Here is a 23,979-nt window from a genome sequence, read left to right as displayed (position 1 = left end):
CCGCATCGCCCCAGTCGATGCACATCACATCCCGATGAAAGGAAACCACCATGGTTCGCAAGAAGGCGCTCACTGCGCTGGCAGCCGCTGCAGCACTGGCCCTGGGTCTCACCGCCTGCGCCGGAGGAGACACCGACACACCCGCGGAGTCGGCGGGGGGCGGTGAGGCCGGCGGCCTCATCACCATCATCGTCAACGACCCGGCCAACCCCTACTGGAAGACCGAGGGCGATGTTGCCGCGGCCGCAGCAGAGGAGCTCGGCTACGAGGCCGTTGTTGGCGCTCACCTGGGTGACACCAACACCGAGAACACGCTGATCGACACGGCCATCACCAACCAGTCGGTTGCGCTCATCCTCGACCCGGCCAACGCGGACGGCTCGATCGCGGCCGTCCAGAAGGCCACGGATGCGGGCATCCCGGTCTTCCTGATCAACGCTGAGATCAACGAGACAGGCATCGCGTTGGCTCAGCTGGTCTCGAACAACGCTCAGGGCGCTGCTCTGGGTGCCCAGGAGTTTGTGCGCCAGATGGAGGAAAACGGCAACTACATCGAGCTCTTCGGCGCACCGTCCGACAACAACGCGCAGACTCGCTCGAACGGCTTCGACACCGTGATCTCGCAGTACCCGGATCTGGTTCAGGTCGGGGAAGAGGTTGCTAACTGGGACCGCACCGAAGGTCGCAACGCGACACAGACACTGTTGCAGGCCAACCCCGACATCAGTGGGGTCATCGCCGGCAATGACGAGATGGCCCTGGGCGCCATCGCCGCTCTGAAGGAGTCGGGCGCGTTCGACGGCGTCGTCATCGGAGGCTTCGATGGCAACCCTGACGCGGTCGAGTCGGTCAAGGCGGGCGAGATGGCCTACACGGTTCTTCAGCCCGTCGCGGTCTTCGCCGCGGAGGCGATCGCCTTGGCTGACGACTACATCCGCAACGGCACCGTGCCGGAGACCGAGAAGCAGTCCTTCGACTGCATTCTCATCACGCAGGAGAACGTCGACCTCATGACGGGACCGTTCACCTACTCCGGCTAAGCCGGAGCACAGCGACCGTGCGCTCCCGCGCGGTCAGCGCGGGAGCGGCGCCCCTCAGCGGCTCCGCTCCCGCGTGAACCCCTCATCTCCACCGCGACACGACGAAAGACTTCACATGAGCCACGTTGCGAACGATCCGGCTGACTTTGCCGACGACTCCACGACAGGATTCGTCGCGGCGCACCGCGGCCTCGTGCGTCGCGTTCCCGGGGGAGTAGCCCGATCCGCCGCGACGCCCCCGGACCAGGTCGCCCTCGTGATCGGGGGAGGCTCGGGTCACTATCCTGCGTTCGCCGGGCTTGTCGGGCCAGGGCTCGCCCACGCCGCGGCCATGGGCAACGTCTTCGCCTCGCCCAGTGCCCAGCAGGTCTACACCGTCGCTAAGTCTGTCGCGACGACCGCTGGCGTGCTGCTGAGCTACGGAAACTACGCGGGCGATGTGCTCAACTTCGACGCCGCTCAAGAACGCCTCATCGCAGAGGGCATTCCCTGCCGCACCGTGCGTGTCACCGACGACATCTACAGCGCCCCTCCGGCTGAGTGGCAGAAGCGCCGCGGCGTCGCCGGCGATCTCGCGGTCTTCCGCGCTGCGGCGTGGGCCGCCGAACGGGGGTCCTCCCTCGAAGAGGTCGCCGCTCTCGCCGAGCGGGCCAACGAGCGCACGCGGTCCATCGGTATCGCGTTCTCCGGCTGCACTCTTCCCGGTGCGACGGAACCGCTCTTCACCGTGCCGCCCGGTCAGATGGCGGTGGGCATGGGCATTCACGGTGAGCCCGGCATCGACATCAGGCCGGTGCCGAGCGCCCGAGAGATGGCAGAGCAGTGCGTGGACGCGCTTCTCGCCGAGCGCCCCGACTCCGTCTCGACGACACCGGGCTCTCGGGTTGCCGTCATCATCAACGGGCTCGGATCCGTCAAGGGTGAAGAGCTGTTCGTGATGTACGGCGCGGTCAGTGAGAAGCTCGAGAGCGCCGGGCTCACCATCGTGGAGCCCGAGATCGGGGAGTACGCGACGAGTTTCGACATGGCCGGCCTGTCGGTGACGCTCCTCTGGCTCGACGACGAACTCGAGACAGTTTGGCGATCGCCGGCCTACACGCCGGCCTACCGCAAGGGCTCCGTCGGGGCGGCGGCCGAGTCCGAAGCGGCGGAGGCTGCGCCCGACGCCGCAGAGCAAGAGGCGATCCCGGTCGCATCGGATGCGTCCCGGAACGCTGGCCGCGTCGCTCAGGCTGCAATCGACTCCATCCGTGCCGTCATCGATCGTGACGTCGACGAGCTCGGTCGTCTCGACGCCATCGCGGGCGACGGCGACCACGGCATCGGCATGCAGCGCGGCGTACACGCGGCCGCGGCTGCGGCCCAGGAACTCTCGGCCGCCGGCGCCGGAGCGGGAACAGTGCTCGCTCGCGCCGGTGATGCGTGGGCTGACAAAGCCGGTGGCACCTCGGGCGCACTGTGGGGTGCTGCCCTTCGCGCCGCGGGAGAGCGTCTCGGGGACGAGCACCATCCCGATGCTCAGGCCGTCGCCGACGCGATCCAGAACGCCCGCGCGACGGTGCAGCGCATGGGCAAGGCCGAGCTGGGTGACAAGACGATGGTGGACGCGATCGTGCCGTTCACCGATGAACTGACCGCGAAGGTGGGCGAGGGCCAGCGGCTCTCCGCTGCCTGGTCGAGAGCGGCCGAGCGCGCCACAGCGGCCGCCGCCGACACCGCGGAGATGCTCCCACGGCTGGGTCGAGCCCGGCCTCACGCGGAGAAGAGCCTCGGCACGCCCGACCCCGGCGCCGTCTCGTTCGCGCTCGCCATGACCGCAGTCGCCCACGTGCTGACCGCGAACGCTGAGGAACAAGGAGAACAGTCATGACTCACCCCATGCGCATCGTCGTCGGATCTGACGAAGCAGGATTCCAGTACAAGGAGGCTCTCAAGGCTGACCTGGAGAGCGACCCGCGGGTCAGCGAGGTCATCGATCTCGGAGTCGACGCCACCGGAACGACCCCCTACCCGGTCGTCGCCATTGCCGCGGCAGAGAAGGTGCGGGACGGTCAGGCCGATCGTGCCCTACTCGTGTGCGGCACGGGTCTGGGCGTGGCCATCGCCGCCAACAAGGTCTCCGGCGTCCGCGCCGTGACTGCTCACGACAGCTTCAGCGTCGAACGCAGCGTGCTCAGCAACAACGCGCAGGTGCTGACCTTCGGTCAGCGGGTCATCGGCCTGGAGCTCGCTCGACGCCTGGCTCGAGAGTGGCTCGGCTACGAGTTCGATACCGGCTCCGCCTCGGCGGGAAAGGTTGACGTCATCACCGACTATGAGACGACGGGCATCAATGGGTGACAGGACGGACGGCGTCGAAGACGGGCCCGTGACGTGACCCCCATACTCACGATCGGTGTCAGCCTCAAGCTCTACCTCGATCTGAAGGCCTCAGTCGACTGGGCGGCGCAGGTCGCGCAGCTCGCCCGCGCGCATCCGTCGATTACGACGAGCTCGGTTCGGCTCTTCGTGCTGCCGAGCCTGCCCTCGCTGTGCGCGGTCTCTGCCGAACTCGACAACCTGCCCGTCGCCGTGGGCGCGCAAGACCTGTTCTGGAAGGAATCCGGCGCCTATACCGGTGGCGTCAGCGGAGCCGACCTGGTCGCGCTCGGGTGCCAGTTCGTCGAGGTGGGACACGTCGAGCGCCGCACAGTGTTCGGTGAGGACGACCTCACCACGCGACGCAAACTCGCCGCCGCGGTGCGCTCAGGGCTGACCCCTGTGCTGTGCGTCGGCGAGCAGGCCGAGGGAGACCCGAGCCGAGGGGTGGAGACCTGCATCGCGCAGATCGAATCCGCCCTTGCTGACGTTGCGAGTGAGACTGTTCCCGAACTGGTGATCGCCTACGAGCCCGAGTGGGCGATCGGGCGAGCGGAGCCCGCGGGGAGAGAGCACATCCACGAGGTCGTGGGCGCGATCCGCGACCATCTGTCCCATCATCCGCGTCTGCAGTCAACGACGGTCCTCTACGGCGGAAGCGCGAAACCGGGCCTCCTGACCCGGCTCGACGGCAGTGTCGACGGACTGTTTCTGGGGCGCTTCGCCCACGACCCGCGCTCACTGGCACTCATTCTGGACGAAGCTTTCGCGATAGCGTGACATCCAGGAGGGTGGGAAATGTCGTACACCGACCCGGAGTCTTTGTCGCGAGGGAGTCGCCAGCAGGCTCGACAGCGCGCCATCAGCGAAGCCGTCATGGAGGAAGGCTCCGTGCGCATCGAAGCGCTCGCCGAGCGGTTCGACATCAGTGTGATGACGGTGCATCGCGATCTCGACGAGCTGGAAGACCGCGGGCTGTTGCGCAAAAGCCGCGGCGTCGCGACGGCCACCTCGACCTCGCTCGTGGAGTCGAGCGACGTCTACCGATCAGGTCGTCAGATCGCTCAGAAGAAGGCGATCGCTCGGGCCGCTCTGGAGTTCATCGAGCCCGGTCAGGCGCTCATGCTCGACGACTCGACCACGACTCTGCACCTGCTGCCGCACCTCAGTGACAAGACGCCTCTCACTGTCATTACCAACACCCTGACGATCATGAACGAGCTCAGAAACACTCGCGGCACGACCATGATCGGCCTGGGGGGTGACTACTACAACTGGTGCAGCTCGTTCATGGGCCGCATGACGGTACGCGAGATCGCTGAGCTTCGAGCCGACCTGTTCTTCATGTCGACCTCCGCCATCGTCGACGACGTGTGCTTTCACCAGACCCTAGAGACGGTGGACGTCAAGCGTGCAATGTTCGAATCCGCGCGCCGTCGGGTGCTCCTGGTCGACGGCACAAAGTTCGAGAAGAGGGCACTGCACGCGATGCTCCCTCTCGCCGACTTTGATGCCGTGATCGTCGACTCCGCGACTGCGCCTGAGCACGTCGATCGACTGCGTGAGCACGGCATCACTGTCGTGATCGCCCCCGCCTCCAGCTCAGGCTGAGGGCTGCGCGAAGTCCATGCCTGCGCAGGTGCGCGGTTCGCTACGGGCTGCTGTGCGGCCTGTTCGCGAACAGTCCTGGACCACGCACATAGTGACGTGGCCTACTCGCGCGCGATCACGTAGTCGCTCACGGCGACCCAGCCCTCGCGCGGTTCACCCTCGGGGAGGCCCTGCGGGTAGAACTCGTAGTCGCCGCCGCCAGTGAGGCTCACGGACGTGACGGTGTTGCCGCCGCCGCAACCCACGACCCAGCCTGAGGGATCGTTCACCGGGGCGACGATGAGGCAGATGCCGCGGTCGACCTCCTCGCGCGCCGCCCATACCTCGACCGCGTCGGTCGAACCCTGGTACCGAACCGTCGAGGCCTCGACGCTGTCGCGGGCGTCCTCACTGATCGCGCCGGGCAGCTCATCGGCCACCGCACTGCCTTCCTCGAAGGGCAACGGAGGAGGCGTGGCTGAACACCCGGTGACCGCGAGCGCGCCAGCGACAAGCGCTCCTGTCAGACGTCGACGCATGTTCCCCGCTCCCGTCCGTAGTAATCCTCACTCTTGGGCTGTACGCCACGGTACGCCGCTGGAGCTGCTACTTCAACCCGGCGAGCCACTCCTGCGCGGCGGCCAGCTCACCCTGGTCGATGCCGTGGCCGCCGGAGCGGCGGCGCCGCGTCACGGATGCTCCGCGCGCGCTTGCGAACTCCTCGAGCCGCGCGACGCTCGCCGCGGGCGCCATCGGGTCCTGGTCGCCGTTGAGCAGCAGCAGCTCGACTCCGGCCGCCGAGATCTCTGGCTCGCGGTCGCCGAAGGGGTACATGCCGCTGAATGCGACGACCCGGTCGACGGCGCCCGGGTGCAGGAGAGCGGTCGCGAGCGCGATGTTGGCACCGTTGGAGAATCCGGCGGCGATGAGCGGAGCATCCTCGATGCTGTACTCGGTGCGCGCCGCGGCGATGAAGGCGGCGAGCTCGCCCGCGCGCGCGATGACGTCGTCGACGTCGAAGACGCCCTCGCCGAGGCGGCGGAACCAGCGGTTCGCGGCGCCTTCGCTCACGCGGCCGCGCGGGGAGAGCACGCTCGCCCGCGGGTCGAGGTGCGTCGAGAGGGCGGTGATCTCTCGCTCGTCGCCACCCGTGCCGTGCAGGGTCAGCAGCACGGGCGCGCCCGGCTCGCCCAGGGTGTAGAGGTGCGGCCACGAGGCGAGTCCGCCCTCGGGCAGCTGGTCGGTGATCGCGCTCACGCGGCCACCTCCGGGTTGTTCTCCTCCGGCACTCGGATCGGGATGACCGCGTGCTCGATCGCCTCGCGCGAGGGCTCGAGCCATGGCGGCAGCTTGAGCGCCCGGCCCAGTTCGAGCAGCGGCTCGTCGATGTCGAAGCCGGGGGTGTCGGTCGCGATCTCGAACAGCACGCCGCCCGGCTCGCGGAAGTAGATGCTCGTGAAGTACTGCCGGTCGAGGATCTCGGTCACCTGGTGGCCGCGCGAGACGAGCTCGTCGCGCCACTGCTGCTGCGTCGCCTGGTCGGGCACGCGGAAGGCGATGTGGTGCACCGTGCCGCCCGCCGTCAGGCCGGGTTGCACGAGGTTCGAGGCGTGCACGTCGACGAGCGCGCCCGGCCCTCCGGCGCCGGCGGCGAGGCGCGTGCGGTTGCCCTGCTGCTCGACCACGTGCATCCCGAGATCGTTCGTCATGAGCGCGAGGGTGCGCTCGGCGTCGCGCACCGTCAGGACGCTCGAGTGCTGGCCTCGGATCGCGTACTCGGCGGGGACTCTCGCGGAGTCCCAGGGGTCGCGCGGGTCGTCCTCGTGCGTCGCGACGAGCTCGATCTGCAGGCCGTCGGGGTCGGCAACGAGCAGGCGCTCCTCGCTCGAGCTCGTCGAGGTGATGCGGGCCTCGGCCCCGACCGACGCGAAGTGGTCGACCCACCAGCCGAGCGAACCCGCGGGCACCGAGAACGCTGTCGAGGTCGACTGGCCGGCGCCGATTCGACCCGGCTGGATGCCCCGCCACGGGAAGAACGTCATGAGCGAGCCGGGCCGCCCTGAGGCGTCGCCGTAGTACAGGTGGTAGGTGCCCGGGTCGTCGAAGTTGACGGTCTTCTTCACGAGCCGCAGGCCGAGGCCGGTGATGTAGAAGTCGATGTTCTTCTGCGGGTCCCCGGCGATCGCGGTGACGTGGTGCAGGCCTTGCGTCTCGGCTGCTGCCTGGTCGGTCATGGGTGCGCTCCTCGTGTCGCGGTGAATCTCATACTATCCATGCAAACGCATAGAAATGCGAAGTATTCCCTTGTGGGGATCGCGGCGGGTCTGAAACGCTCGACCTGCACCCCGCCGACCGGCAGGCGCGCAGCGTGGAGGGAACGCGATGATCGACCTGACGGCGCCGACGGCTCGGCCCTGGGCATCCGACCCACCTCGCTACTGGGGTGGCCTCGACGCGGCGACGCGCGCGCTCGACGCACCGCTCGCCGCCCTGCACCGCGGGTCGCTCGCCGCCAACGCGCACGATCTGCTCGCGCGAGCGGCGGGACTGCCGATTCGGGTCGCGAGCAAGTCGGTGCGTGTGCGATCCGTGCTGGATGCCGTGCTCGCCCTGCCCGGATACGCGGGGATCCTCGCCTACACGCTGCCCGAGGCGCTCTGGCTCGCGCGCGAGCACGACGACGTCGTCGTGGGATACCCGAGCGTCGATCGCACCGCCCTCGCCGCCCTCGGCGCGGACGCGCAGCTCGCGAGCCGCGTGACGCTCATGGTCGACGACGCCGCCCAGCTCGACCTCGTCGACGCCGTCGTCGCGCCGGCCGCGCGCGCGAGCATCCGCGTCGCGCTCGAGCTCGACGCCTCGTACCACTCGCCCACGATGGGGCACATCGGTGTGCGGCGCTCGCCGCTGCGCACGCACGATCAGGTGCGGGCGCTCGCCGAGCACGTCGTCTCGAGGCCCGGGTTCGACCTCGTCGGGCTCATGGCGTACGAGGCGCAGATCGCGGGCGTCGGCAACGCCGGGCGCGGGCGCGGCGCGATCATCCGCGTGCTGCAGCGCGCCTCGGCCGAGGAGCTGCGCGAGCGGCGCGCCGCCGTCGTCGCGGCCGTGCGCGAGATCGCCGAGATCGAGTTCGTCAACGGCGGCGGCACCGGGTCGATCGAGTCGACGCACGACGACGCCTCCGTGACCGAGGTCGCCGCGGGCTCGGGCCTGTTCGGGCCGCACCTCTTCGATCACTACACGCACTTCGCGCCCGCGCCGGCGGCGGCCTTCGCACTGCCCGTCGTGCGCCGCCCGACCCCGGAGATCGCCACGCTGCTGGGCGGCGGATGGATCGCCTCGGGGCCCGCGGGCCAGGACCGTCTGCCGCTGCCCGTGCACCCGGCCGGCCTGCGCTTCCTGCCCCGCGAGGGGGCGGGCGAAGTGCAGTCGCCCGTCACGGGTGCCGCCGCGCGCAACCTAGCCGTCGGCGACCGGGTCTGGTTGCGGCACACCAAGGCTGGCGAGCTCAGTGAGCACGTCGACGCATTCGCGCTCGTCGACGGGGGCGAGGTCGTCGCCGAGCTGCCGACGTACCGCGGTGAGGGGAAGGCCTTCCTGTGAGCACGATCGGCGCGCCGGGCAGCACGCGCGCACTCGGCGCGGCGGAGCGCGTGCGCACCTGGGGCCGCACCGCGAGCGCCGTGCCCGTGGGCGTCGCCCGGCCGACGACTATCGACGCGGTCGCGGCCGCCGTGCGTGCCGCGCGTGACCGCGGGCTGACCGTCAAGGCGATCGGCTCGGCGCACTCCTTCACCGACATCGCGCTCACGGAGGGGGTGATGCTCGACCTCGCGGGGCTCAGCGGCGTCGTGCGGGTCGACGCCGAGCAGCAGCGCGTCACGGTGCTCGCCGGCACCCCCCTGCACGCGCTCTCACCTCTCCTCGCGGCGCACGGCCTCGCCCTGCAGAACATGGGCGACATCGACCGGCAGACGGTTGCGGGGGCCACGAGCACGGGCACGCACGGCACGGGGCTCGGCTTCCGCGGGCTCGCGACCCAGATCACGGCCGCCGCACTCGTGACCGCACACGGTCAGGTGCTGCGGTTGAGTGAGGCGGAGCATCCCGAATTGCTGCCCGCCGTCCAGCTGGGCCTCGGCGCCCTCGGCGTGCTCGTCGAGGTCGAGCTGCAGTGCGTGCCCGCGTTCCTGCTGCACGCCGAGGAGCGAGGTGAGCCCTTCGCGGTCGTCGACGAGTTTCTCGACCGGGCCGCGGCCGTCGACCACTTCGAGGCGTACTGGTGGCCGCACACCGAGCGACTCTCGACCAAGTCGAACACGCGCCTGCCCCTCGAGACGCCGTACCGCCCGCTCGGCCGCCTCGCCGAGTGGTGGGAGGACGAGTTCTTCGGCAACGGCCTGCACTGGGCGATCTGCCAGCTGGGCCGCGCCGCGCCGCCGCTCACGCCCGGCATCAACCGCCTCGCCGCGGCGCTCTACGGCCAGCGCAGCTACACGGCGCCCTCGCACGAGGTCTTCACGAGCCCGCGCCGCGTGCATTTCCAAGAGATGGAGTACGCGATCCCCGCCGAGGCGCTCGCGCCCGCCATCCGCGAGGTCAAACGCCTCGTCGAGCGGGAGGGCTGGCGCATCTCGTTCCCCGTCGAGCTGCGCGTCGCGTCCGCCGACGACACGTGGCTGTCGACGGCGCACGGTCGGCAGAGCGCCTACATCGCCGTGCATCGCTACTGGCGCGAGGATGCCCGGCCCTACTTCACCGCCGTCGAGCACATCATGCGCGCCCACGACGGGCGGCCGCACTGGGGCAAGCTGCACGGGCGCACGGCCGCCGACCTCGCGCCCGCGTACCCGCGCTTCGGCGACTTCCTCACTGCGCGCGACCGCCTCGATCCCGACCGGGTCTTCGCGAACGCGTACACGCGGCGCGTGCTCGGCGAGTAGGCCGCCTCAGTCCGCCACGACGACGTACTCGCCGATCGCGCTCCAGCCTTCCTCAGGTTCCCCACCCGGGATGCCCTGCGGGTAGTACTCGAAGTCGCCGACATCGCGCAGGTAGGTGCCGACGAACGGTGAGAGCGGACCCGAGCATCCGATAGTCCACAGCGTCGGATCGCCCTTCGCGTCGACAACAAGACAGTTGCCACCGTCGGCGTGACGCGCGATCCAGACGTCGGCGTCCTTCGCGGTGCCCGCGTACCGCACCGATTCGAGTTCGGCCCGGTCCTCCGGCGTGTTGCCGACGTGGTCGGGCAGTTCGTCGGCCGCCGTCGGCTCGCCGTCGAACGGGGAGGGCGGTGCCGTGCACCCGGCGAGGGCGAGCACCATCATGGCGGCGACGGCGGTGACGCCTGCACGCTTCTGCATGGGCGCACCTCCTAGCCTTCGCACGCGATCTTCGCTCACGGTATCAAGACGCCCCGCGGGAATCGAGGGCGGTCGGCCAGCTATCGCCGGGCATCCGCTCAGATTTTGCCCCTAGCGTCGTGGTGTGATGCAACCCGCTCGCGACTTCCTCGCCTCTCGCTTCGGAGGCCGCCGCGACCCGGTCGAGTACTGCGCGACGATCGTCGTACGCAGCGCCGTCACCAAACTGGATGCTCTCGCCATCGTCGCTCTCGCCGTCGACGCACCCGTGCAGCAGCAGCGCACCACGCGACCCTACGTCGACCTCGCGGAAGGCGCATGGGTCGAGATCGAGATTCCCAAGTTCGGCGAGCCGCCACCCCTCGCGATCGATGTCTACTCGACCGTGAGCGACGACCACGCGCGACTGCAGGCGCTCACGCTCCTGGCGACGCTCGAGGCGTATACCGGGTGGAGCATCCGTCCCGATTTCACGGTCTGAGCCGCGCGGTACCGCCCTACGGCAGCAGGCGCGTGGGCCCGCGGAACAGGTACGTCGTCTCGCGGATCGACCCGAGGTCGAGCATAAGCATGAGCACGCGCGCGAGGCCCATGCCGAACCCGCCGTGCGGGGGCACGCCGTAGCGGAAGAAGTCGAGGTAGAACTCGAGCTCCTCCGGCTCGATGCCCTTCTCGCGCGCCTGCTCGACGAGCACGTCCACCCGGTGCTCGCGCTGCGCACCGGTCGAGATCTCGGTGCCGTTGTAGAGCAGGTCGTAGCTGTTGGTGATCGACCCGTCGCCCTCGCGGCGCATGTGGTAGAACGGGCGGATCCCGGTCGCGTAGTCGGTCACGAACACGAAGTCGTGGCCGTGGTTCGCCTTCACCCAGGCACTGAGGCGGCGCTCGCCCTCGGGGTCGAGGTCGCCGTCGGTGCGGGGAATCTCGTAGCCGCCATCGGCGACGATCTGCCGTGCTTCGGCGAGCGGGATGCGCGGGAACGGCAGCGAGGGCACGCTCAACGACACGTCGAACGCGGCCTCGATCGCGGCACCGTGCTTCTCGACGACCGCAGTGAACGCGGCGACCAAGGCCTCCTCATGCATAGCCATGACATCTTCGTGCGAGTCGATCCAGCTGACCTCCGCGTCGATCGACGTGAACTCGGTCGCGTGGCGCGAGGTGAAGGAGGGGTCGGCGCGGAAGGCAGGGGCGATCTCGAAGACCTTGCCGAAGCCGGCCGGCTGCGCCATCTGCTTGAAGAACTGCGGGCTCTGGGCGAGATACGCCTTCGTCTCGAAGTACTCCATCTCGAAGAGCTCGGCACGCGATTCCGAGGCGCTCGCCATGAGCTTGGGCGTGTGGATCTCGACGTAGTCGCGCTCGACCCAGTAGCTGCGCAGCGCGTGCTCGAACGTCGTCTGCACGCGGAAGAGCAGGTTCGCCTCGGGGCGGCGCAGGTCGAGGAACCGCCAGTCGAGGCGCTTGTCGAGGCTCGAATCCTCGGCGATGGGCGTCTCGGCGATCGCCTCGCTCACGACCTCGAGCGTGCCGACCTTGACCTCGAGCCCGCCGAGCTTGACCCGCTCGTCGTGCTTGAGCTCGCCCGAGACGCGCACCATGGTGCCGTGCGCGAGCGCTCCGATCGTCTCGGTGAGCTCGGCGGCCGCCTGCTGCTCGGCTGTCGCGCCCTCCTCGAGATCCCTAGTGGCAGGGTTCACGAGCTGAACGGCGCCCGTCTCATCGCGCAGGATGACGAACTGCACCTTCTTCTGGTCGCGAACCGTCTCGACCCATCCGGCCACCGTCACGGGGCCGTCGGGGAGCGGGCTGAGCTGGGATACCACGGTGCGAGTCACGAGGCACGAGTCTACCGGCGGGCCTCAATACACTGGAGACCATGCCTGCCGACGTCATCCACCTCGTGCGGCACGGCGAGGTCCACAACCCCACGCGCGTGCTCTACGGGCGACTGCCGGGGTTCCGGCTCAGCGAGCTCGGGCAGCGCATGGCCGCGGCGGCCGTGGGGGCACTGGCCGGGCATCCCGTCACCGCGCTGTATGCCTCGCCTCTGCAGCGCGTGCAGGAGTCGGCGGCGCCGTGGGCGGAGGCCTTCGGTCTCGACATCCACACCGAGGAGCGCCTCATCGAGCCGACCAACCGCTTCGAGGGCAAGCGCCTGAACCGGCGCACGCTCGCCGACCCGCGCCACTGGCACCTGCTGCGCAATCCCCGCACGCCCAGCTGGGGTGAGCCCTTCACCTCGATAGCGACGCGGATGCTCGCCGCCATGACCGATGCCCACGAGAGAACCGACTCGGGCGAGGCCGTCATGGTGAGCCACCAGCTACCGATCTGGATGGTGCATCGCGCCGCCGCCGGCGAGCCGCTCGCGCACGACCCGCGCAAGCGGCGCTGCGCGCTCTCGAGCATCACCTCCTTCGCCTGGCAGGGCGGCGCCTTCACTGAGATCGGCTATCAGGAACCGGGCGCAGAATTGCTGGAGAATGCCACCGATCTAGGAGCCGTGTGAGTACCCCAACACCCGCAGTTCGCCGCCCTGCGGCGCCGACCCGTCTCGCGCGCTGGCGCCGTGTCAGCGCGGCGATGCTTGCCGCCGTAGCGCTCGCCGTCACGGCATGCTCGGCCGCCGACCCGCTCGCGGAACAGTACCGCTCAGGAAGCGGGCAGGGATACATCTCGGGCGACGGCTCATACACCGTGATCGCGCCCGACGAGCGCGGTCAACCGATCACGTTCTCAGGCCTCACGGAGACGGGCGAAACTGTCTCGAGCAATGACTACCGTGGCGACGTTCTCGTCGTCAACTTCTGGTACGCGGCTTGTCCACCGTGCCGTGCTGAAGCGGCTGACCTCGAGGCGATCTGGCAGCAGTTCCAGCCTGACGGCGTCGACTTCCTCGGCGTCAACATTTACGACCAGGCCCCCACGGCGCTCGCCTTCGCCGATGAGTTCGGGGTCACTTACCCCTCGATCCTCGATGCCAACGATGGCTCGACACGCCTCGCCTTCGCCGGCCAGGTCGCGCCCAATGCCGTGCCGACGACGCTCGTGCTCGACCGCGAGGGCCGTGTGGCCGCGCGCATCACGGGCCTGCTGAGCGAACCCTCGACTCTGCGCGCGATGATCGCCGACACCCTCGCAGAGTCGGAGTGAGCGTATGAGCGTCGGCGAACTGGTGTTCAGCGGCTCGCTCTTGGTTGCCCTGCCCATCGCGCTACTCGCGGGTGTCATCGCTTTCGTGTCGCCGTGCGTGTTGCCGCTCGTGCCCGGCTATCTTGCGTACGTGACCGGCTTCTCCCGGGCCGACCAACTGTCGAGCGACCGGGGTCGCGTGGTGCTCGGTGCTTCGTTCTTCGTGCTCGGGTTCACGGTCGTATTCGTGGGGTTCTCTCTGCTTTTCGCGACCGCTGGGCTCGTGCTGCAGACGCAACTCGACCTCATTACCCGGCTTGCGGGCGCGGTCGTGATCGTCATGGGCTTCGTCTTCATCGGCCAGGTGACTTTCCTACAGCGCACGGTGCGGCCGCGCTGGCAGATCGCGACAGGGCTGGGCGGGGCGCCGTTGCTCGGCATCGTCTTCGGGCTCGGCTGGGCGCCGTGCATGGGCCCGACGCTTGCGGCCGTCTATTCTCTCGCACTCACCGAGGGCGGGCTTGGCCGAGCGGCGCTCATCGGATTCGTGTACTGCTTGGGCCTCGGCATTCCGTTCTTGCTCGTCGCTATGGGCTTCGGCTGGATGACGCGTGCCACAGCGTGGCTCAAGCGTCACATTCGTGTCATCAACGTCATCGGCGGCGGAATTCTCATCGTCATCGGTCTCGCCATGGTGACGGGCCTGTGGCAGGTATTCGTCTCGAACCTGGGGGTGGTGATCAATGGAACCGTCACGCCCCTCTGACCATTACGACAGTAGACCACCGAGCACGAGTGTCGCGCAGCCCGCGCTCGGGGTGCGCGGCTGGATGCGCTTCGCCTGGCGACAACTCACGAGCATGCGAACTGCGCTCCTCCTCCTGCTCATGCTCTCCGTCGCTGCGATCCCCGGATCGCTCGTTCCGCAGCGCTCTGCAGACCCGAACGGTGTCGTGCAATTCGAGAGATCCAACCCGGAAGCATTCGCGATTCTGGACGCGTTGCAAGTCTTTGACACCTATACCTCGGTGTGGTTCTCGGCGATCTATCTGCTGCTGTTCATCTCGTTGATCGGCTGCATCATCCCGCGGGCACGCCACCATTGGCGTGCCTTGCGTTCTCGACCGCCAGGGACGCCAGGACGGTTGAGCCGTATGGTTGGCTTCACCGAACGGGTGGCCCCGCGGTCCACGGTCGAGACCGAGCTCGAGTCAGCGCACGCTCTCCTGCGACGTCAGCGCTACAGAGTCGAGCGGTACGGGGACTCTCTCTCCGCCGAGCGTGGCTACTGGCGCGAGACCGGCAATCTCGTCTTCCATGCGGCGCTCGTCGGCGTTCTGGCGACGGTGGGGTTCGCGGGCGGATTCGGCTACAACGGTCAGAGGGTCATCGTCGAAGGCCAGGCGTTCACCAATCAGCTGACGAGCTTTGACTCGTTCTCGCCCGGACGCTTTTTTGACGAATCGAGCTTGGACCCCTACTCAATCCGCCTAGAGGAGTTCGTGCCCGAGTATCAGCCTGATCCCACGACAGGGTTTCCTCAGGCGCTGGACTTCACTGCCTATGTGACGGTCGTCGAGGATGGGGAGACGGACTCCCGGCAGATCAAGGTGAACGAGCCGATCGATATCGATGGGGCGACTGCATACTTGTTGGGCAACGGGTTCGCGCCGTGGATCACCGTCTACGCCCCGGACGGTTCTCCCGTCTTCAGTCAGCCGGTGCCGTTTCTTCCCCAAGACTCGAATCTCACGAGCCTGGGAATTGTCAAGGTGCCGGACGGACTCGACCAGCAGCTCGGTATGCGCGGATTCTTCTACCCGTCGGCAGTCCAGCTCGAGAGCGGCGCCTTGAGTTCCGTGTACCCGGAACCGGATCGACCAGTTCTCACCTTCAACGCCTACGTCGGCGATCTTGGTTTGAACGAAGGCGTTCCTCGAAATGTCTACGCGCTCAACACCGACGGCCTCACGCAGATCACGGGTGGGGACACCGATGCGCCTCCCATCGTACTGGGTCTGGGGCAGACTGCCGAGTTGCCGGACGAGCTCGGCAGCGTCGAATTCACGAGCCTGCCGCGATTCGCCAGCATTGAAGTCCACCACGACCCCACCCAAGTCGGAGTGCTCGTCTCCACCATTCTCGTTGTCCTCGGTTTGCTCGTGAGCTTGTTCGTCCCCCGCCGACGCTTGTGGGTGGTCGCGACGGCTGACGGCGACGCAGTGCGTCTTCAGTATGCGGGCCTCGCTCGGGGGGAGGACCCGCAGCTGGAGCGCGCCGTCGCCGAGTTCGCTCATGCGCATGGGGGTGAATCGGGAGTCGCGCGACGCGACCGACGAGGCGGTGGTGCGGGCCGCTCCTGACCGCAACCGGTCTTGCACGGTAGACGGCAGACCCGTGGTGACGAGGTGCTTCAGGGCGTAGAATTTCGGTATGCCGAAAACCTGGACACTGGTTCATGACGCCTCCGGCATTGCTCCGATGTCGCGACACACGGGTGAGCCGTGAGGAGCGCACGACGTCGCGGCAACCGGCCCCACAACCCGGTGCGCAGGCGGCCCGCGCAGAGGTTGGTATTTCTGATGGGGCCGGCGTTCGTGGCCGGAGTCGCCTACCTCGATCCTGGGAATGTCGCGAGCAACATGACGGCTGGTGCGCAGTACGGCTACCTGCTCGTGTGGGTGGTCGTGCTCGGGAACCTCATGGCCTGGCTCATCCAGTACCTCTCCGCGAAGCTCGGCATCGTGACGGGTCGAAGCCTTCCCGACGTGCTGGGAAGGCGCATTCGCCATCGGTGGTCGCGCCGCGCGTACTGGGCGCAGGCGGAACTCGTTGCGATGGCGACCGATCTCGCAGAAGTGATCGGGGGCGCGGTCGCGCTCAATCTGCTTTTTGGGATTCCGCTCGTCTGGGGAGGTCTCATCACCGGTGCAGTCTCAATCGTGCTCCTTATCCTGCAGTCTCGACGCGGCCCGCGCCCGTTCGAGTTCGTGATCGTAGGCTTGCTGGCGATCATTGCTGTGGGATTCACCGCAGGAGTGGTGGTGGCGCCACCCGACATCACCTCGGCTCTTTCTGGCCTTGAGCCGCGATTCGCGGACACCAATTCGGTCTTGCTCGCCACATCGATACTGGGGGCGACGATCATGCCGCATGCCATCTACGCCCACTCGTCCCTGAGTCGGGATCGTTTTGTCTCGCAGCGGCGGGATCAGGACGGTGGGTTCTCGACCTGGACCGCGCGTGGTGCCGCAGGCAGTCGGCGTGAGATCGAACACACGGAACCGCTACCGGGTACGTCGACCTCGATTCCGGCGAATGTGCTCCTCAGGGCCACGAGATGGGACGTCTCCGCGGCGATGGTCATCGCTGGCGCGGTCAACCTGTGCATCATGCTTCTTGCAGCGGCCACGCTGCCCGGTGTTGCGGGCACAGACAGCCTCGAGGGCGCGCATGCCGCGCTCGGTGTCGCGCTCGGGCCGATGATTGCGACGCTCTTCGCTGTGGGACTGCTCGCATCAGGGCTAGCGTCGACTGCAGTGGGCGCCTACGCCGGTGCGGAGATCATGAGTGGACTGCTGCACATACGCGTACCGCTCGTTCTCAGAAGAATCGTCACGCTGGCGCCGGCCATCGCCATATTGTGGCTGGGCTTCGACCCCACTCAGTCGCTCGTCCTGAGCCAGGTGGTGCTCTCGTTCGGCATTCCCTTTGCGCTCATCCCGCTTGTCGCCCTCACCGCCAATTCCGCTCTTCTCGGCCCCTGGCGGAACCACTGGCTCACGACTGCTGCTGGCATCGTGGCATCCGTGCTCCTCATCGCTCTGAACGGTGTGCTGCTATGGCTCGTGTTCGCCGGGGTATGAGGTCGCAGATACACGCGTACTCAGGTAATTCTCGGTTGAGGCGACGACCGCGTCGCTGACTGGACATTTCCCTACATCGCTCGACGCTGTCGGTGGAAAAGGGCCGGAACCTTCGGCACACTTTGGTGCATGAACGACTTCCTGCTCGTCCTCGGTCTTGCGGCGCTCCCCGCCGTGGGAACTATGCTGGGCGGCCTCGCCGCAGAGGTCGTCGGAGTCTCCGGTCGACGCTTGAGTCTCGCCTTGCACTTCGCCACGGGAATCGTGCTCGCGGTGGTGGGCTTGGAGCTCATGCGGGAAGCGCTACGTGCGTCGGCGCCGTGGATTACCATTGCTGCGTTCGCCCTGGGTGGCCTCGGCTTCCTCGGAATCGAGAGGAGCCTCGCCTACGTCAAACGACGGTTCGGTTCCGGAGAGGTGGACACGGGTCCTTCTGCCATCTTCGCAGGAGTCTCGATCGATCTCTTCAGCGACGGAGTCATGATCGGCACCGGCACGGTCATCAACCCGGGCCTCGGCCTCATTCTCGCTCTGGGTCAAGTCCCTGCCGACATCCCGGAAGGATTCGCGGCTGTCGCCACGCTGAGACGCTCAGGAGTCGGGCGCCGCACCCGGCTGATCCTCTCCTTCAGTTTCGCCATCCCCGTGCTCGTCGGTGCCACAATCGGATACCTCGCGCTGAGGAGCGCCCCCGAGATCATCACCTTGTCGGTGCTCGCATTCACGGGCGGCCTGCTCACAAGCATGGCGGTGGAAGAGATGACCACGCAGGCTCACCAAGAGCGATCCAGTCGGCTCGAACCCTTCTTCCTGACGGCGGGTTTCGCCCTTTTCGCCCTCATCTCGGCCTACGTTGGCTGAGGCGAGCTGGATCTCGTGTTATTCGCTGATGCTCACGAAGTTGCGCAGGCGCATGCTGTTCGCGACGACGAGCACTGACGAGAGCGCCATGGCAGCTGCGGCGATGAGTGGATTGAGAAGTCCAGCAGCGGCGAGGGGAATCGCCGCCATGTTGTAGCCGAAAGCCCAGAAGAGATTTGTCCGAATAGTACCCAGAGTACGACGGGCAAGCCGAACAGCATCGGCGACCACTCGGAGGTCCTCTCGAATGAGGACAATGTCGGCAGAACGAATCGCGATGTCGCTCCCGTCGGCGACTGCCAGACCGAGATGGGCTGTCGCGAGTGCTGGTGCGTCATTAATCCCGTCGCCCACCATGGCGACGTGACGACCTGCCCTCTTCAGAGCGTTGATCACCTCTGCTTTCGCCTCGGGCATCACTCCGGCTCGCACGTCGTCGATGCCGACCGCGGCCGCAACACGTCGAACCGTCGTCTCGTGGTCGCCGCTCAGGAGGATGGTTCTCAGTCCGAGATCGCGCAGGCTTGCGATGGCGGCAACGGCGGAGTCCTTGAGCTCGTCGCCCAGCGCGAGAAATGCGACTACCCGGTCGGCACGGCCGAGGACAATTGCCGTGTCCCCGCGTTCGCGGATCACTGCGATCGTGCGCCGGTCGTCCTCCGTGAAGGCGACGCCGAACTCCTCGGCGAGACGGGGGCTGCCGATCACCGTGGTTGCACCTTCGATGTGCCCGGCCACGCCGAGGCCCGGCCGGATCTGCTCGTCGTCCACGCGGGGCAATGGCGAGACTCTCGAGAGGACGAATGCGCATATCGCGCGGGCAGCAGGGTGTTCGGAGCGGGACTCCAGGGCGCCGGCCCAGCGGAGCGCATCTTCGCGATTCACCGCTCCCTTGGTCTGAAACTCAGTCACCTGCATGCGACCGGTGGTCACCGTGCCCGTCTTGTCGAGAACGACGGTATCCACACGACCGGACGCCTCGAGTGCGCTGATGCCTTTGATCAGGATGCCCATGTGGGCACCACGGCCCACACCCATGAGGAGCGCCGTCGGTGTGGCGAGTCCAAGCGCACAGGGGCAGGCGATGATGAGCACAGCAATGCCGATTCCGACTGCCTGCGTCAGTGCGGCCCCCGCGACGATCCACGCCACGGTGACGAGTACGGCTAGGCCGATCGCCGATGGCACGAACCAGGTGACGACTCGGTCGACCAGCGTTTGAATTCGAGCTTTGCTCTCTTGCGCTCGCTCCGCGAGTGCTGACATTTGCGCAAGTCGGGTGTGCTCGCCCACAGCCTTCGCCTCAATGAGAAGGTATCCGTCGGCACTGACGGCCCCGCCCATGACGGTGTCGCCCACGACCGCTTCCCGCGGTAGCGGCTCACCAGTCAGGACGCTCTCGTCGATGGCCGCGCGCCCTTCCTTGATGACGCCGTCCGCGGCGATCGACTCGCCTGGATGCACGGCGAAGGTGTCACCAACGCGCAAATCGGCGGCGGAGACGAGCTCTTCGTCGCTTCCGTGGATCCGTCGCACCGTCATGGGAACCAGGGCACCGAGCGCATCGACGACTTCCCCGGCCTTGCGGCGCGAGCGTGTTTCGAAGTATCGACCGGCAAGCTGGAAGGTCGTGAGGCCCGCCGCGACATCGAGATAGATCGAGTCGGCTCCCGGCGGAGTTGGACCGAACCCCACCCAGTAGCCGCCGTCGTCCGGGCCGAAAATGATGGTCGCGACCGCCCAGCCGAACGAGACCACTATCCCGAGGGTGACGAGCGTGTCCATGCTCATCGATCCATGACGGAGATTCCGCACCGTAGCTCGGTGGAATGGCCACGCCGCCCACGTCACGATCGGAACGGCGAGCAGGATGCACACCAGTTCCCAGAAAGGGAACCGCAGGTTCGGGACGAGCGCAAGCGTAATGCTCAGGTCCATGAGCGGCACGGTGAGCAACGCCGATACCGCAAGGCGGCGGCGCAACGACGTGAGACGCGCCAGTGTGCTTCGCCTGGTCCAGTCGTCGTCGGCCTCTGTGCGAAGGTGGGCCCGATACCCTGCCTTCGCCACCGCCTCTGTTGCGTCGGCGATCCGTGCCCGCTCGATCCCCGTGACGGTTGCTCGCTCAGTCGCATAGTTCACCGTGGCGACGGCTCCGTCGAGTCGCGAGAGCGCCCTCTCCACCCGACCTGCGCAGGCAGCACATGTCATCCCCTCGATGTTGAGGTGCACGATCGAGGTCTCCTGGTTGATCGGCGTCGTCATGTGTCCTCTCGGGAGTCGGCGGTTGCACGTCGGTTCGCGAGGCGCCGGAGCATTGCGTTGTACTCCTCGAAATCGTCGTCGAGGCCGGAATCGAAGTGCCGGTCTTTACGCACGGCCTCGCGCTGATCTTGACGTGCCCACTGGATACCGAGGGCGATGATGACGATCAGGAGAGGCAGTTCGCCGCCGGCCCAGGCCACACCGCCGCCGACATATTGCGAGGCACTGAGGTCGGCCCAGGGTGCCCCGACCTGCCGGTAGAAGTCTTCGGCGATGAGTGTGGTGCTGGTCATGAGAATGACGCCGAAGAAGGCGTGGAACGGCATCGCAGCGAGAACGAATCCCAGCCGGCCGAGGTGAGGCAAGGGGCGCGGAGGCCGGTCGACGCCGATGATGAGGGAGTAGTAGAGATATCCGACGATGAGGAAGTGCAGATTCATCGCTTGGTGGCCCCAGTGGAACCGCATCGCTTCCTCAAACAGACCGGTGAAATACAGCCCGTAGTAGGACCCGATGAACAGAACGAAGATGAGCAGAGGGTTGTAGAGCACTCGCAAGACCCGCCACTTGAGAACCGCGGCAAGCCACTCGTGCGGGCCTGCGGCTCCATGAGTCCCGGCTGGCGTGGTTGCACGCAAGAAGAGGGTGACTACGCCGCCCATGACCAGCAAGAGCGGCGCCAGCATGTTGAGGGCCATGTGCACCGTCATGTGCACGCCAAAGTCGATGCCCGAATACTTGCCCAGACCCGAACTGGTGGCGACGACGACTACCACCCACCCCAGCACCCAGGAGACGGTGCGACCAAGCGGCCAGGCATGCCCGCGAGACCGAACTCGCCTCAGAGCCGCGAGGTACAAGATGACGGCCGAAACGGCGATGACTGCGAACAGGATGTTGGGCCGCCAGCTCGTCGCGAGCACGGTCAAGGTTGGGGCCTCATCAATCGTGAAGCCGAAGAACACCTCCGCGATCGTCGTGGGCACGAAGTACTGGGGCGGCGGGATACGTGTCATCACGACACCTACCAGTAGATAGGTCAACGAGAGAGTCGTCCCGACGCACGAGAGAAGCGTCAGTTGGTGCCGCGATATGCGCCTGCGGCGCTCACCGATGACGGTGAACGCGAAGAGGCACGCGAGACCCACGAGCAGACCCAAGCGTGTGAGGATCAAGGTCGCGGTAGCTGTTTGCCACGGGTCGGGGCCGACAAGTTTGAACGCCGCGAGCACCATTTCCGATCCAAGAACGAGTGGCCAGGCGAACCAGGCCATGCGCACGAATCTGTCAAGGGTGCCGGGTCGGATCGCGCGCCCGGAGCACAGCCGCAAAGTAAGGACAGTGCTTGCCCCGAAGAGCGCCGCGCTGACGGGAACTCCGATGATCGCCGCATCCGACCCGAAGTCATGCCCGGGACCTACCAGAACCTGGCCGACCACGACGGGTGCGAGCACAGCCAACATCGAGGCGAGCAGGGCCGGCAGGAAGGTCGTCCAGCGTGAACCCAAGGCGAGGAGGAAGTAGCTGGCGGAGGCCAGAATGAAGGCGACGATCCACGCTCCAGGAAGGTACGAGCCTTGCACCAGGTACGGCAAAGCTCCGGGCAAGAGCAGCGTTTCGATCGTCTGTCCATTGGCATCCGCCGCATCGACCGGGATCAGCAGGAGCGCTGAACCGGCCCACACCAGAGCGGATGCTCGACCGACACGAACCTCGAAGTCTTGGTCGAGGAGGCGACGCGACTGTCCTGGCACGGCACGCAGGAAGAGAGCGCAGACGAGGGCCCCGACCGTGAGCCACGAGGCTCCTTCGGCAACGACGCGCAGGATCGCCGACAGCAAGGACGTGAAGATTCCGGGGTAGCTTCGCGCGAGTGCGTCATATCCCGAGCTGCCCAGGAGAACGACAGCCAGCGCGGGAACGCCGGCAGCCTGCAGCGAGACACCGGCGACGAAAACGGCGAGTATACCGCGGTGCGGGCGTGCGGGCTTGAGCGAAGGGTGGATCGAGGTGCGCCCGTTCTTATCAGAGCTCATCGCGGCACCACCAACACTGACTCCGCGCCCGGGCCGGGCGCGCTAGTGTGCTGCACGTCGAGCTGGACTCACGGCGCAGCCAGTCAGTTGTCTTCACGTTACCCTCCCCGTGCGCCACCAGCATGCCGGAACTCTACATCGTGTGGCAGAGTAGCTCCTGTTCTACTACACAGAGTAGAGATAAACTGGGAAGAGGATTCGACGTGGTCGAAGGACTTGCCGCACAGTGGGGAATCACCATCGCGCTCGCGGCTGCTGGGAGCTACGCGCTGTTTCGGCTCGTTCTGTCGCGTCGTGGGTTCACGCGCATCGAGATGCTGCTGCACATGGCCATGTCATCGGGGATGATCGCGATGACGTGGCCGTGGGGCATGTCTCTTGCGCCCTGGCCGCAGATCCTCCTCTTTGCGTTGGCTGCCCTCTGGTTCGCCGGTCTCGGAGTGGCTGAGCAGGCAGGCTGGCTTCGACGCGGACTGCTCGAGCACTCAGCCGCCTTGCAGTACCTTCACGCCGTCATGATGGCCACGATGTGCTGGATGCTCATCGCGATGTCCGACGGTGGCGCGATGGCAGAGGGCTCGATGTCGGGAATGCAGGGCGAAGTTCACGGCTCTCTGCCTCTGGCGGTGACCTGGCTGGGTGTCGGGACGATCGTGGCACTGGTGGCGGGCGTGGCGAAGATCCTCGCAGGACTTATCGGGAGCATCCGGCGCGGCCGAGTGCGCGAGCCGCTCCTCTACGGTGACCATGTCAGCTCAATCGTGATGGGGCTCGGCATGGTGGTGATGTCCATCGCGATCGTCGTTCCCTAACCACTGTCTCTCGCCGCCGTCGCGTCTGCGCCACGACGTGCATGCGGGCCGCCGAGCTCTGGAGCGGAACTTGTAGAGTGCTGGAGAGAAGGAGGCGTGACATGCCCGGACGCAAGACGCGCGCACAGGGGCAGCTCGAGAGCGAGATCGTCGGAGTGCTTCACCGAAGCGCAGAGCCCCTCGGGGCGGCTGAGATTCAGGAGGCGCTGCCCGGCAAGAAGCCGGCCTACACCACCGTGCTGACGTCGCTGGAACGCCTTGTGGCCAAGGGCCGGGTGCGCCGGATTGCGCTGTCGCCTCGCCGAGTGAAGTTTGCCGCGGTTCGATCAGAGGCGGAGGACGCGAGCGATTCGATGCTGTCGGCGCTCGCAACGGTCGAGGACCGTCGGGCGGCCCTCGTGAAATTCGTCGGAAACCTCGACGATGTCGATTCGGCGCTCCTGCGAGCCGCCCTTGCGTACGATCGCACCATGACGCCGTGACACTCGCGTTGGTGGGTGCGCTCACGAGTGCCGCGTTCACACTTCTGGTGGTCTCCCCACGGGTATTGAGGCAGGCGCGATGGCAAGTGCGTCGCCCCGCACTGGCGCTGGCACTGTGGCACGTCGCCCTTGTGCTGGGAATGATGTTGATGGGTGGTGCGATGG

Annotated in this window: 23 protein-coding genes; 16 read left to right on the top strand and 7 right to left on the bottom strand. The window is 67.1% G+C overall.

Going from position 1 to position 23,979, the window contains the following annotated elements:
- The first annotated feature begins 50 nt into the window (after positions 1-50).
- From HUJ41_RS11470 to HUJ41_RS11450, 5 genes are all read left to right on the top strand, one after another.
- Entirely contained in the window at positions 51-1,040 is a 990-nt protein-coding gene (locus HUJ41_RS11470; protein WP_152583674.1) for a D-ribose ABC transporter substrate-binding protein, read from the top strand.
- 115 nt (positions 1,041-1,155) lie between these two features.
- On the top strand, positions 1,156-2,910 hold the full coding sequence (locus HUJ41_RS11465; protein WP_152583673.1) for a dihydroxyacetone kinase family protein: 1,755 nt from the start codon (positions 1,156-1,158) through the stop codon (positions 2,908-2,910).
- Positions 2,907-3,380, top strand: coding sequence for a ribose-5-phosphate isomerase (locus HUJ41_RS11460; RefSeq protein WP_152583672.1), 474 nt, complete (start codon positions 2,907-2,909; stop codon positions 3,378-3,380). The genes HUJ41_RS11465 and HUJ41_RS11460 overlap by 4 nt, the downstream gene beginning before the upstream one ends.
- A gap of 33 nt (positions 3,381-3,413) precedes the next feature.
- Positions 3,414-4,178: a triose-phosphate isomerase family protein gene (locus HUJ41_RS11455; protein ID WP_152583671.1), complete on the top strand. Its 765-nt coding sequence runs from the start codon at positions 3,414-3,416 to the stop codon at positions 4,176-4,178.
- An 18-nt stretch (positions 4,179-4,196) separates the two neighbouring features.
- A complete protein-coding gene (locus HUJ41_RS11450) occupies positions 4,197-5,009 on the top strand; it encodes a DeoR/GlpR family DNA-binding transcription regulator (protein ID WP_152583670.1) in 813 nt (270 codons plus the stop codon).
- A 101-nt stretch (positions 5,010-5,110) separates the two neighbouring features.
- Here the strand turns inward: HUJ41_RS11450 and HUJ41_RS11445 are convergent, their stop codons facing one another.
- The 3 genes from HUJ41_RS11445 to HUJ41_RS11435 all read right to left on the bottom strand — a co-directional run bounded on the left by HUJ41_RS11445 (position 5,111) and on the right by HUJ41_RS11435 (position 7,222).
- Positions 5,111-5,428: a hypothetical protein gene (locus HUJ41_RS11445; protein ID WP_152583669.1), complete on the bottom strand. Its 318-nt coding sequence runs from the start codon at positions 5,426-5,428 to the stop codon at positions 5,111-5,113.
- Between the two features lie 166 nt (positions 5,429-5,594).
- The gene (locus HUJ41_RS11440; protein WP_246299232.1) at positions 5,595-6,245 is read right to left on the bottom strand and encodes an alpha/beta hydrolase; all 651 of its coding nucleotides are present in this window, start codon (positions 6,243-6,245) and stop codon (positions 5,595-5,597) included.
- Positions 6,242-7,222 carry a ring-cleaving dioxygenase gene (locus HUJ41_RS11435; protein ID WP_179872650.1) on the bottom strand — a complete coding sequence of 327 codons (981 nt, stop codon included), beginning with the start codon at positions 7,220-7,222 and terminating at the stop codon, positions 6,242-6,244. The genes HUJ41_RS11440 and HUJ41_RS11435 overlap by 4 nt, the downstream gene beginning before the upstream one ends.
- A gap of 148 nt (positions 7,223-7,370) precedes the next feature.
- Here HUJ41_RS11435 and HUJ41_RS11430 point away from each other — a divergent pair, with 148 nt between their 5' ends.
- Positions 7,371-8,594: an alanine racemase gene (locus tag HUJ41_RS11430; RefSeq protein ID WP_179872649.1), complete on the top strand. Its 1,224-nt coding sequence runs from the start codon at positions 7,371-7,373 to the stop codon at positions 8,592-8,594.
- A gap of 5 nt (positions 8,595-8,599) precedes the next feature.
- Positions 8,600-9,934, top strand: coding sequence for a D-arabinono-1,4-lactone oxidase (locus HUJ41_RS11425; protein ID WP_246299370.1), 1,335 nt, complete (start codon positions 8,600-8,602; stop codon positions 9,932-9,934).
- A 6-nt stretch (positions 9,935-9,940) separates the two neighbouring features.
- Here the strand turns inward: HUJ41_RS11425 and HUJ41_RS11420 are convergent, their stop codons facing one another.
- Positions 9,941-10,357, bottom strand: a complete 417-nt coding sequence (locus HUJ41_RS11420) for a hypothetical protein (RefSeq protein ID WP_179872648.1) — start codon at positions 10,355-10,357, stop codon at positions 9,941-9,943.
- 124 nt (positions 10,358-10,481) lie between these two features.
- On the opposite strand from HUJ41_RS11420, the gene HUJ41_RS11415 reads away from it, so the two are divergent.
- Positions 10,482-10,838: a hypothetical protein gene (locus tag HUJ41_RS11415; protein ID WP_179872647.1), complete on the top strand. Its 357-nt coding sequence runs from the start codon at positions 10,482-10,484 to the stop codon at positions 10,836-10,838.
- A 16-nt stretch (positions 10,839-10,854) separates the two neighbouring features.
- On the opposite strand, the gene aspS is transcribed toward HUJ41_RS11415, so the two are convergent.
- Complete coding sequence (gene aspS, locus HUJ41_RS11410; RefSeq protein WP_431356468.1) at positions 10,855-12,195, bottom strand: aspartate--tRNA(Asn) ligase; 1,341 nt, start codon at positions 12,193-12,195, stop codon at positions 10,855-10,857.
- A 41-nt stretch (positions 12,196-12,236) separates the two neighbouring features.
- Between aspS and HUJ41_RS11405 the strand changes: the two genes are divergently transcribed.
- The 6 genes from HUJ41_RS11405 to HUJ41_RS11380 all read left to right on the top strand — a co-directional run bounded on the left by HUJ41_RS11405 (position 12,237) and on the right by HUJ41_RS11380 (position 18,219).
- Positions 12,237-12,869 carry a histidine phosphatase family protein gene (locus tag HUJ41_RS11405; protein WP_179872646.1) on the top strand — a complete coding sequence of 211 codons (633 nt, stop codon included), beginning with the start codon at positions 12,237-12,239 and terminating at the stop codon, positions 12,867-12,869.
- On the top strand, positions 12,866-13,513 hold the full coding sequence (locus HUJ41_RS11400; protein ID WP_246299231.1) for a TlpA disulfide reductase family protein: 648 nt from the start codon (positions 12,866-12,868) through the stop codon (positions 13,511-13,513). Before HUJ41_RS11405 ends, HUJ41_RS11400 begins: the two co-directional genes overlap by 4 nt.
- Positions 13,514-13,517: 4 nt before the next feature.
- A complete protein-coding gene (locus HUJ41_RS11395; RefSeq protein WP_152583660.1) occupies positions 13,518-14,258 on the top strand; it encodes a cytochrome c biogenesis CcdA family protein in 741 nt (246 codons plus the stop codon).
- Between the two features lie 94 nt (positions 14,259-14,352).
- Positions 14,353-15,855, top strand: a complete 1,503-nt coding sequence (gene resB, locus HUJ41_RS11390) for a cytochrome c biogenesis protein ResB (protein WP_246299229.1) — start codon at positions 14,353-14,355, stop codon at positions 15,853-15,855.
- A 219-nt stretch (positions 15,856-16,074) separates the two neighbouring features.
- A complete protein-coding gene (locus HUJ41_RS11385) occupies positions 16,075-17,358 on the top strand; it encodes an Nramp family divalent metal transporter (protein ID WP_179872645.1) in 1,284 nt (427 codons plus the stop codon).
- 129 nt (positions 17,359-17,487) lie between these two features.
- The gene (locus HUJ41_RS11380) at positions 17,488-18,219 is read left to right on the top strand and encodes a ZIP family metal transporter (protein WP_179872644.1); all 732 of its coding nucleotides are present in this window, start codon (positions 17,488-17,490) and stop codon (positions 18,217-18,219) included.
- 18 nt (positions 18,220-18,237) lie between these two features.
- Here the strand turns inward: HUJ41_RS11380 and HUJ41_RS11375 are convergent, their stop codons facing one another.
- Together HUJ41_RS11375 and HUJ41_RS11370 are read right to left on the bottom strand one after the other, a co-directional pair.
- Complete coding sequence (locus HUJ41_RS11375) at positions 18,238-20,484, bottom strand: heavy metal translocating P-type ATPase (RefSeq protein WP_152583656.1); 2,247 nt, start codon at positions 20,482-20,484, stop codon at positions 18,238-18,240.
- Positions 20,481-22,520, bottom strand: coding sequence for a cytochrome c oxidase assembly protein (locus HUJ41_RS11370; RefSeq protein ID WP_179872643.1), 2,040 nt, complete (start codon positions 22,518-22,520; stop codon positions 20,481-20,483). The genes HUJ41_RS11375 and HUJ41_RS11370 overlap by 4 nt, the downstream gene beginning before the upstream one ends.
- Positions 22,521-22,642: 122 nt before the next feature.
- Between HUJ41_RS11370 and HUJ41_RS11365 the strand changes: the two genes are divergently transcribed.
- Positions 22,643-23,332, top strand: coding sequence for a DUF5134 domain-containing protein (locus HUJ41_RS11365; RefSeq protein ID WP_179872642.1), 690 nt, complete (start codon positions 22,643-22,645; stop codon positions 23,330-23,332).
- A 101-nt stretch (positions 23,333-23,433) separates the two neighbouring features.
- On the top strand, positions 23,434-23,814 hold the full coding sequence (locus tag HUJ41_RS11360) for a BlaI/MecI/CopY family transcriptional regulator (RefSeq protein WP_152583653.1): 381 nt from the start codon (positions 23,434-23,436) through the stop codon (positions 23,812-23,814).
- The last annotated feature ends 165 nt before the right edge of the window (positions 23,815-23,979 follow it).

The organism is Microcella indica (genome assembly GCF_013414345.1).
Lineage (GTDB): Bacteria > Actinomycetota > Actinomycetes > Actinomycetales > Microbacteriaceae > Microcella > Microcella indica.
The sequence above is the reverse complement of the archived record's forward strand: the minus strand, read 5'-3'. Positions and strand labels throughout refer to the sequence as shown.

What these genes read in the sequence shown, in the direction of transcription:
- HUJ41_RS11385 (WP_179872645.1), top strand. Translation starts at nt 16,075, where the DNA reads ATGGGGCCGGCGTTCGTGGCCGGAGTCGCCTACCTCGATCCTGGGAAT.
- HUJ41_RS11395 (WP_152583660.1), top strand. Translation starts at nt 13,518, where the DNA reads ATGAGCGTCGGCGAACTGGTGTTCAGCGGCTCGCTCTTGGTTGCCCTG.
- HUJ41_RS11360 (WP_152583653.1), top strand. Translation starts at nt 23,434, where the DNA reads ATGCCCGGACGCAAGACGCGCGCACAGGGGCAGCTCGAGAGCGAGATC.
- HUJ41_RS11460 (WP_152583672.1), top strand. Translation starts at nt 2,907, where the DNA reads ATGACTCACCCCATGCGCATCGTCGTCGGATCTGACGAAGCAGGATTC.
- HUJ41_RS11430 (WP_179872649.1), top strand. Translation starts at nt 7,371, where the DNA reads ATGATCGACCTGACGGCGCCGACGGCTCGGCCCTGGGCATCCGACCCA.
- HUJ41_RS11465 (WP_152583673.1), top strand. Translation starts at nt 1,156, where the DNA reads ATGAGCCACGTTGCGAACGATCCGGCTGACTTTGCCGACGACTCCACG.
- HUJ41_RS11435 (WP_179872650.1), bottom strand. Translation starts at nt 7,222, where the DNA reads ATGACCGACCAGGCAGCAGCCGAGACGCAAGGCCTGCACCACGTCACC.
- HUJ41_RS11365 (WP_179872642.1), top strand. Translation starts at nt 22,643, where the DNA reads ATGCCGGAACTCTACATCGTGTGGCAGAGTAGCTCCTGTTCTACTACA.
- HUJ41_RS11375 (WP_152583656.1), bottom strand. Translation starts at nt 20,484, where the DNA reads ATGACGACGCCGATCAACCAGGAGACCTCGATCGTGCACCTCAACATC.
- HUJ41_RS11420 (WP_179872648.1), bottom strand. Translation starts at nt 10,357, where the DNA reads ATGCAGAAGCGTGCAGGCGTCACCGCCGTCGCCGCCATGATGGTGCTC.
- HUJ41_RS11380 (WP_179872644.1), top strand. Translation starts at nt 17,488, where the DNA reads ATGAACGACTTCCTGCTCGTCCTCGGTCTTGCGGCGCTCCCCGCCGTG.
- HUJ41_RS11405 (WP_179872646.1), top strand. Translation starts at nt 12,237, where the DNA reads ATGCCTGCCGACGTCATCCACCTCGTGCGGCACGGCGAGGTCCACAAC.
- HUJ41_RS11370 (WP_179872643.1), bottom strand. Translation starts at nt 22,520, where the DNA reads ATGAGCTCTGATAAGAACGGGCGCACCTCGATCCACCCTTCGCTCAAG.
- HUJ41_RS11450 (WP_152583670.1), top strand. Translation starts at nt 4,197, where the DNA reads ATGTCGTACACCGACCCGGAGTCTTTGTCGCGAGGGAGTCGCCAGCAG.
- HUJ41_RS11470 (WP_152583674.1), top strand. Translation starts at nt 51, where the DNA reads ATGGTTCGCAAGAAGGCGCTCACTGCGCTGGCAGCCGCTGCAGCACTG.
- resB (WP_246299229.1), top strand. Translation starts at nt 14,353, where the DNA reads ATGCGAACTGCGCTCCTCCTCCTGCTCATGCTCTCCGTCGCTGCGATC.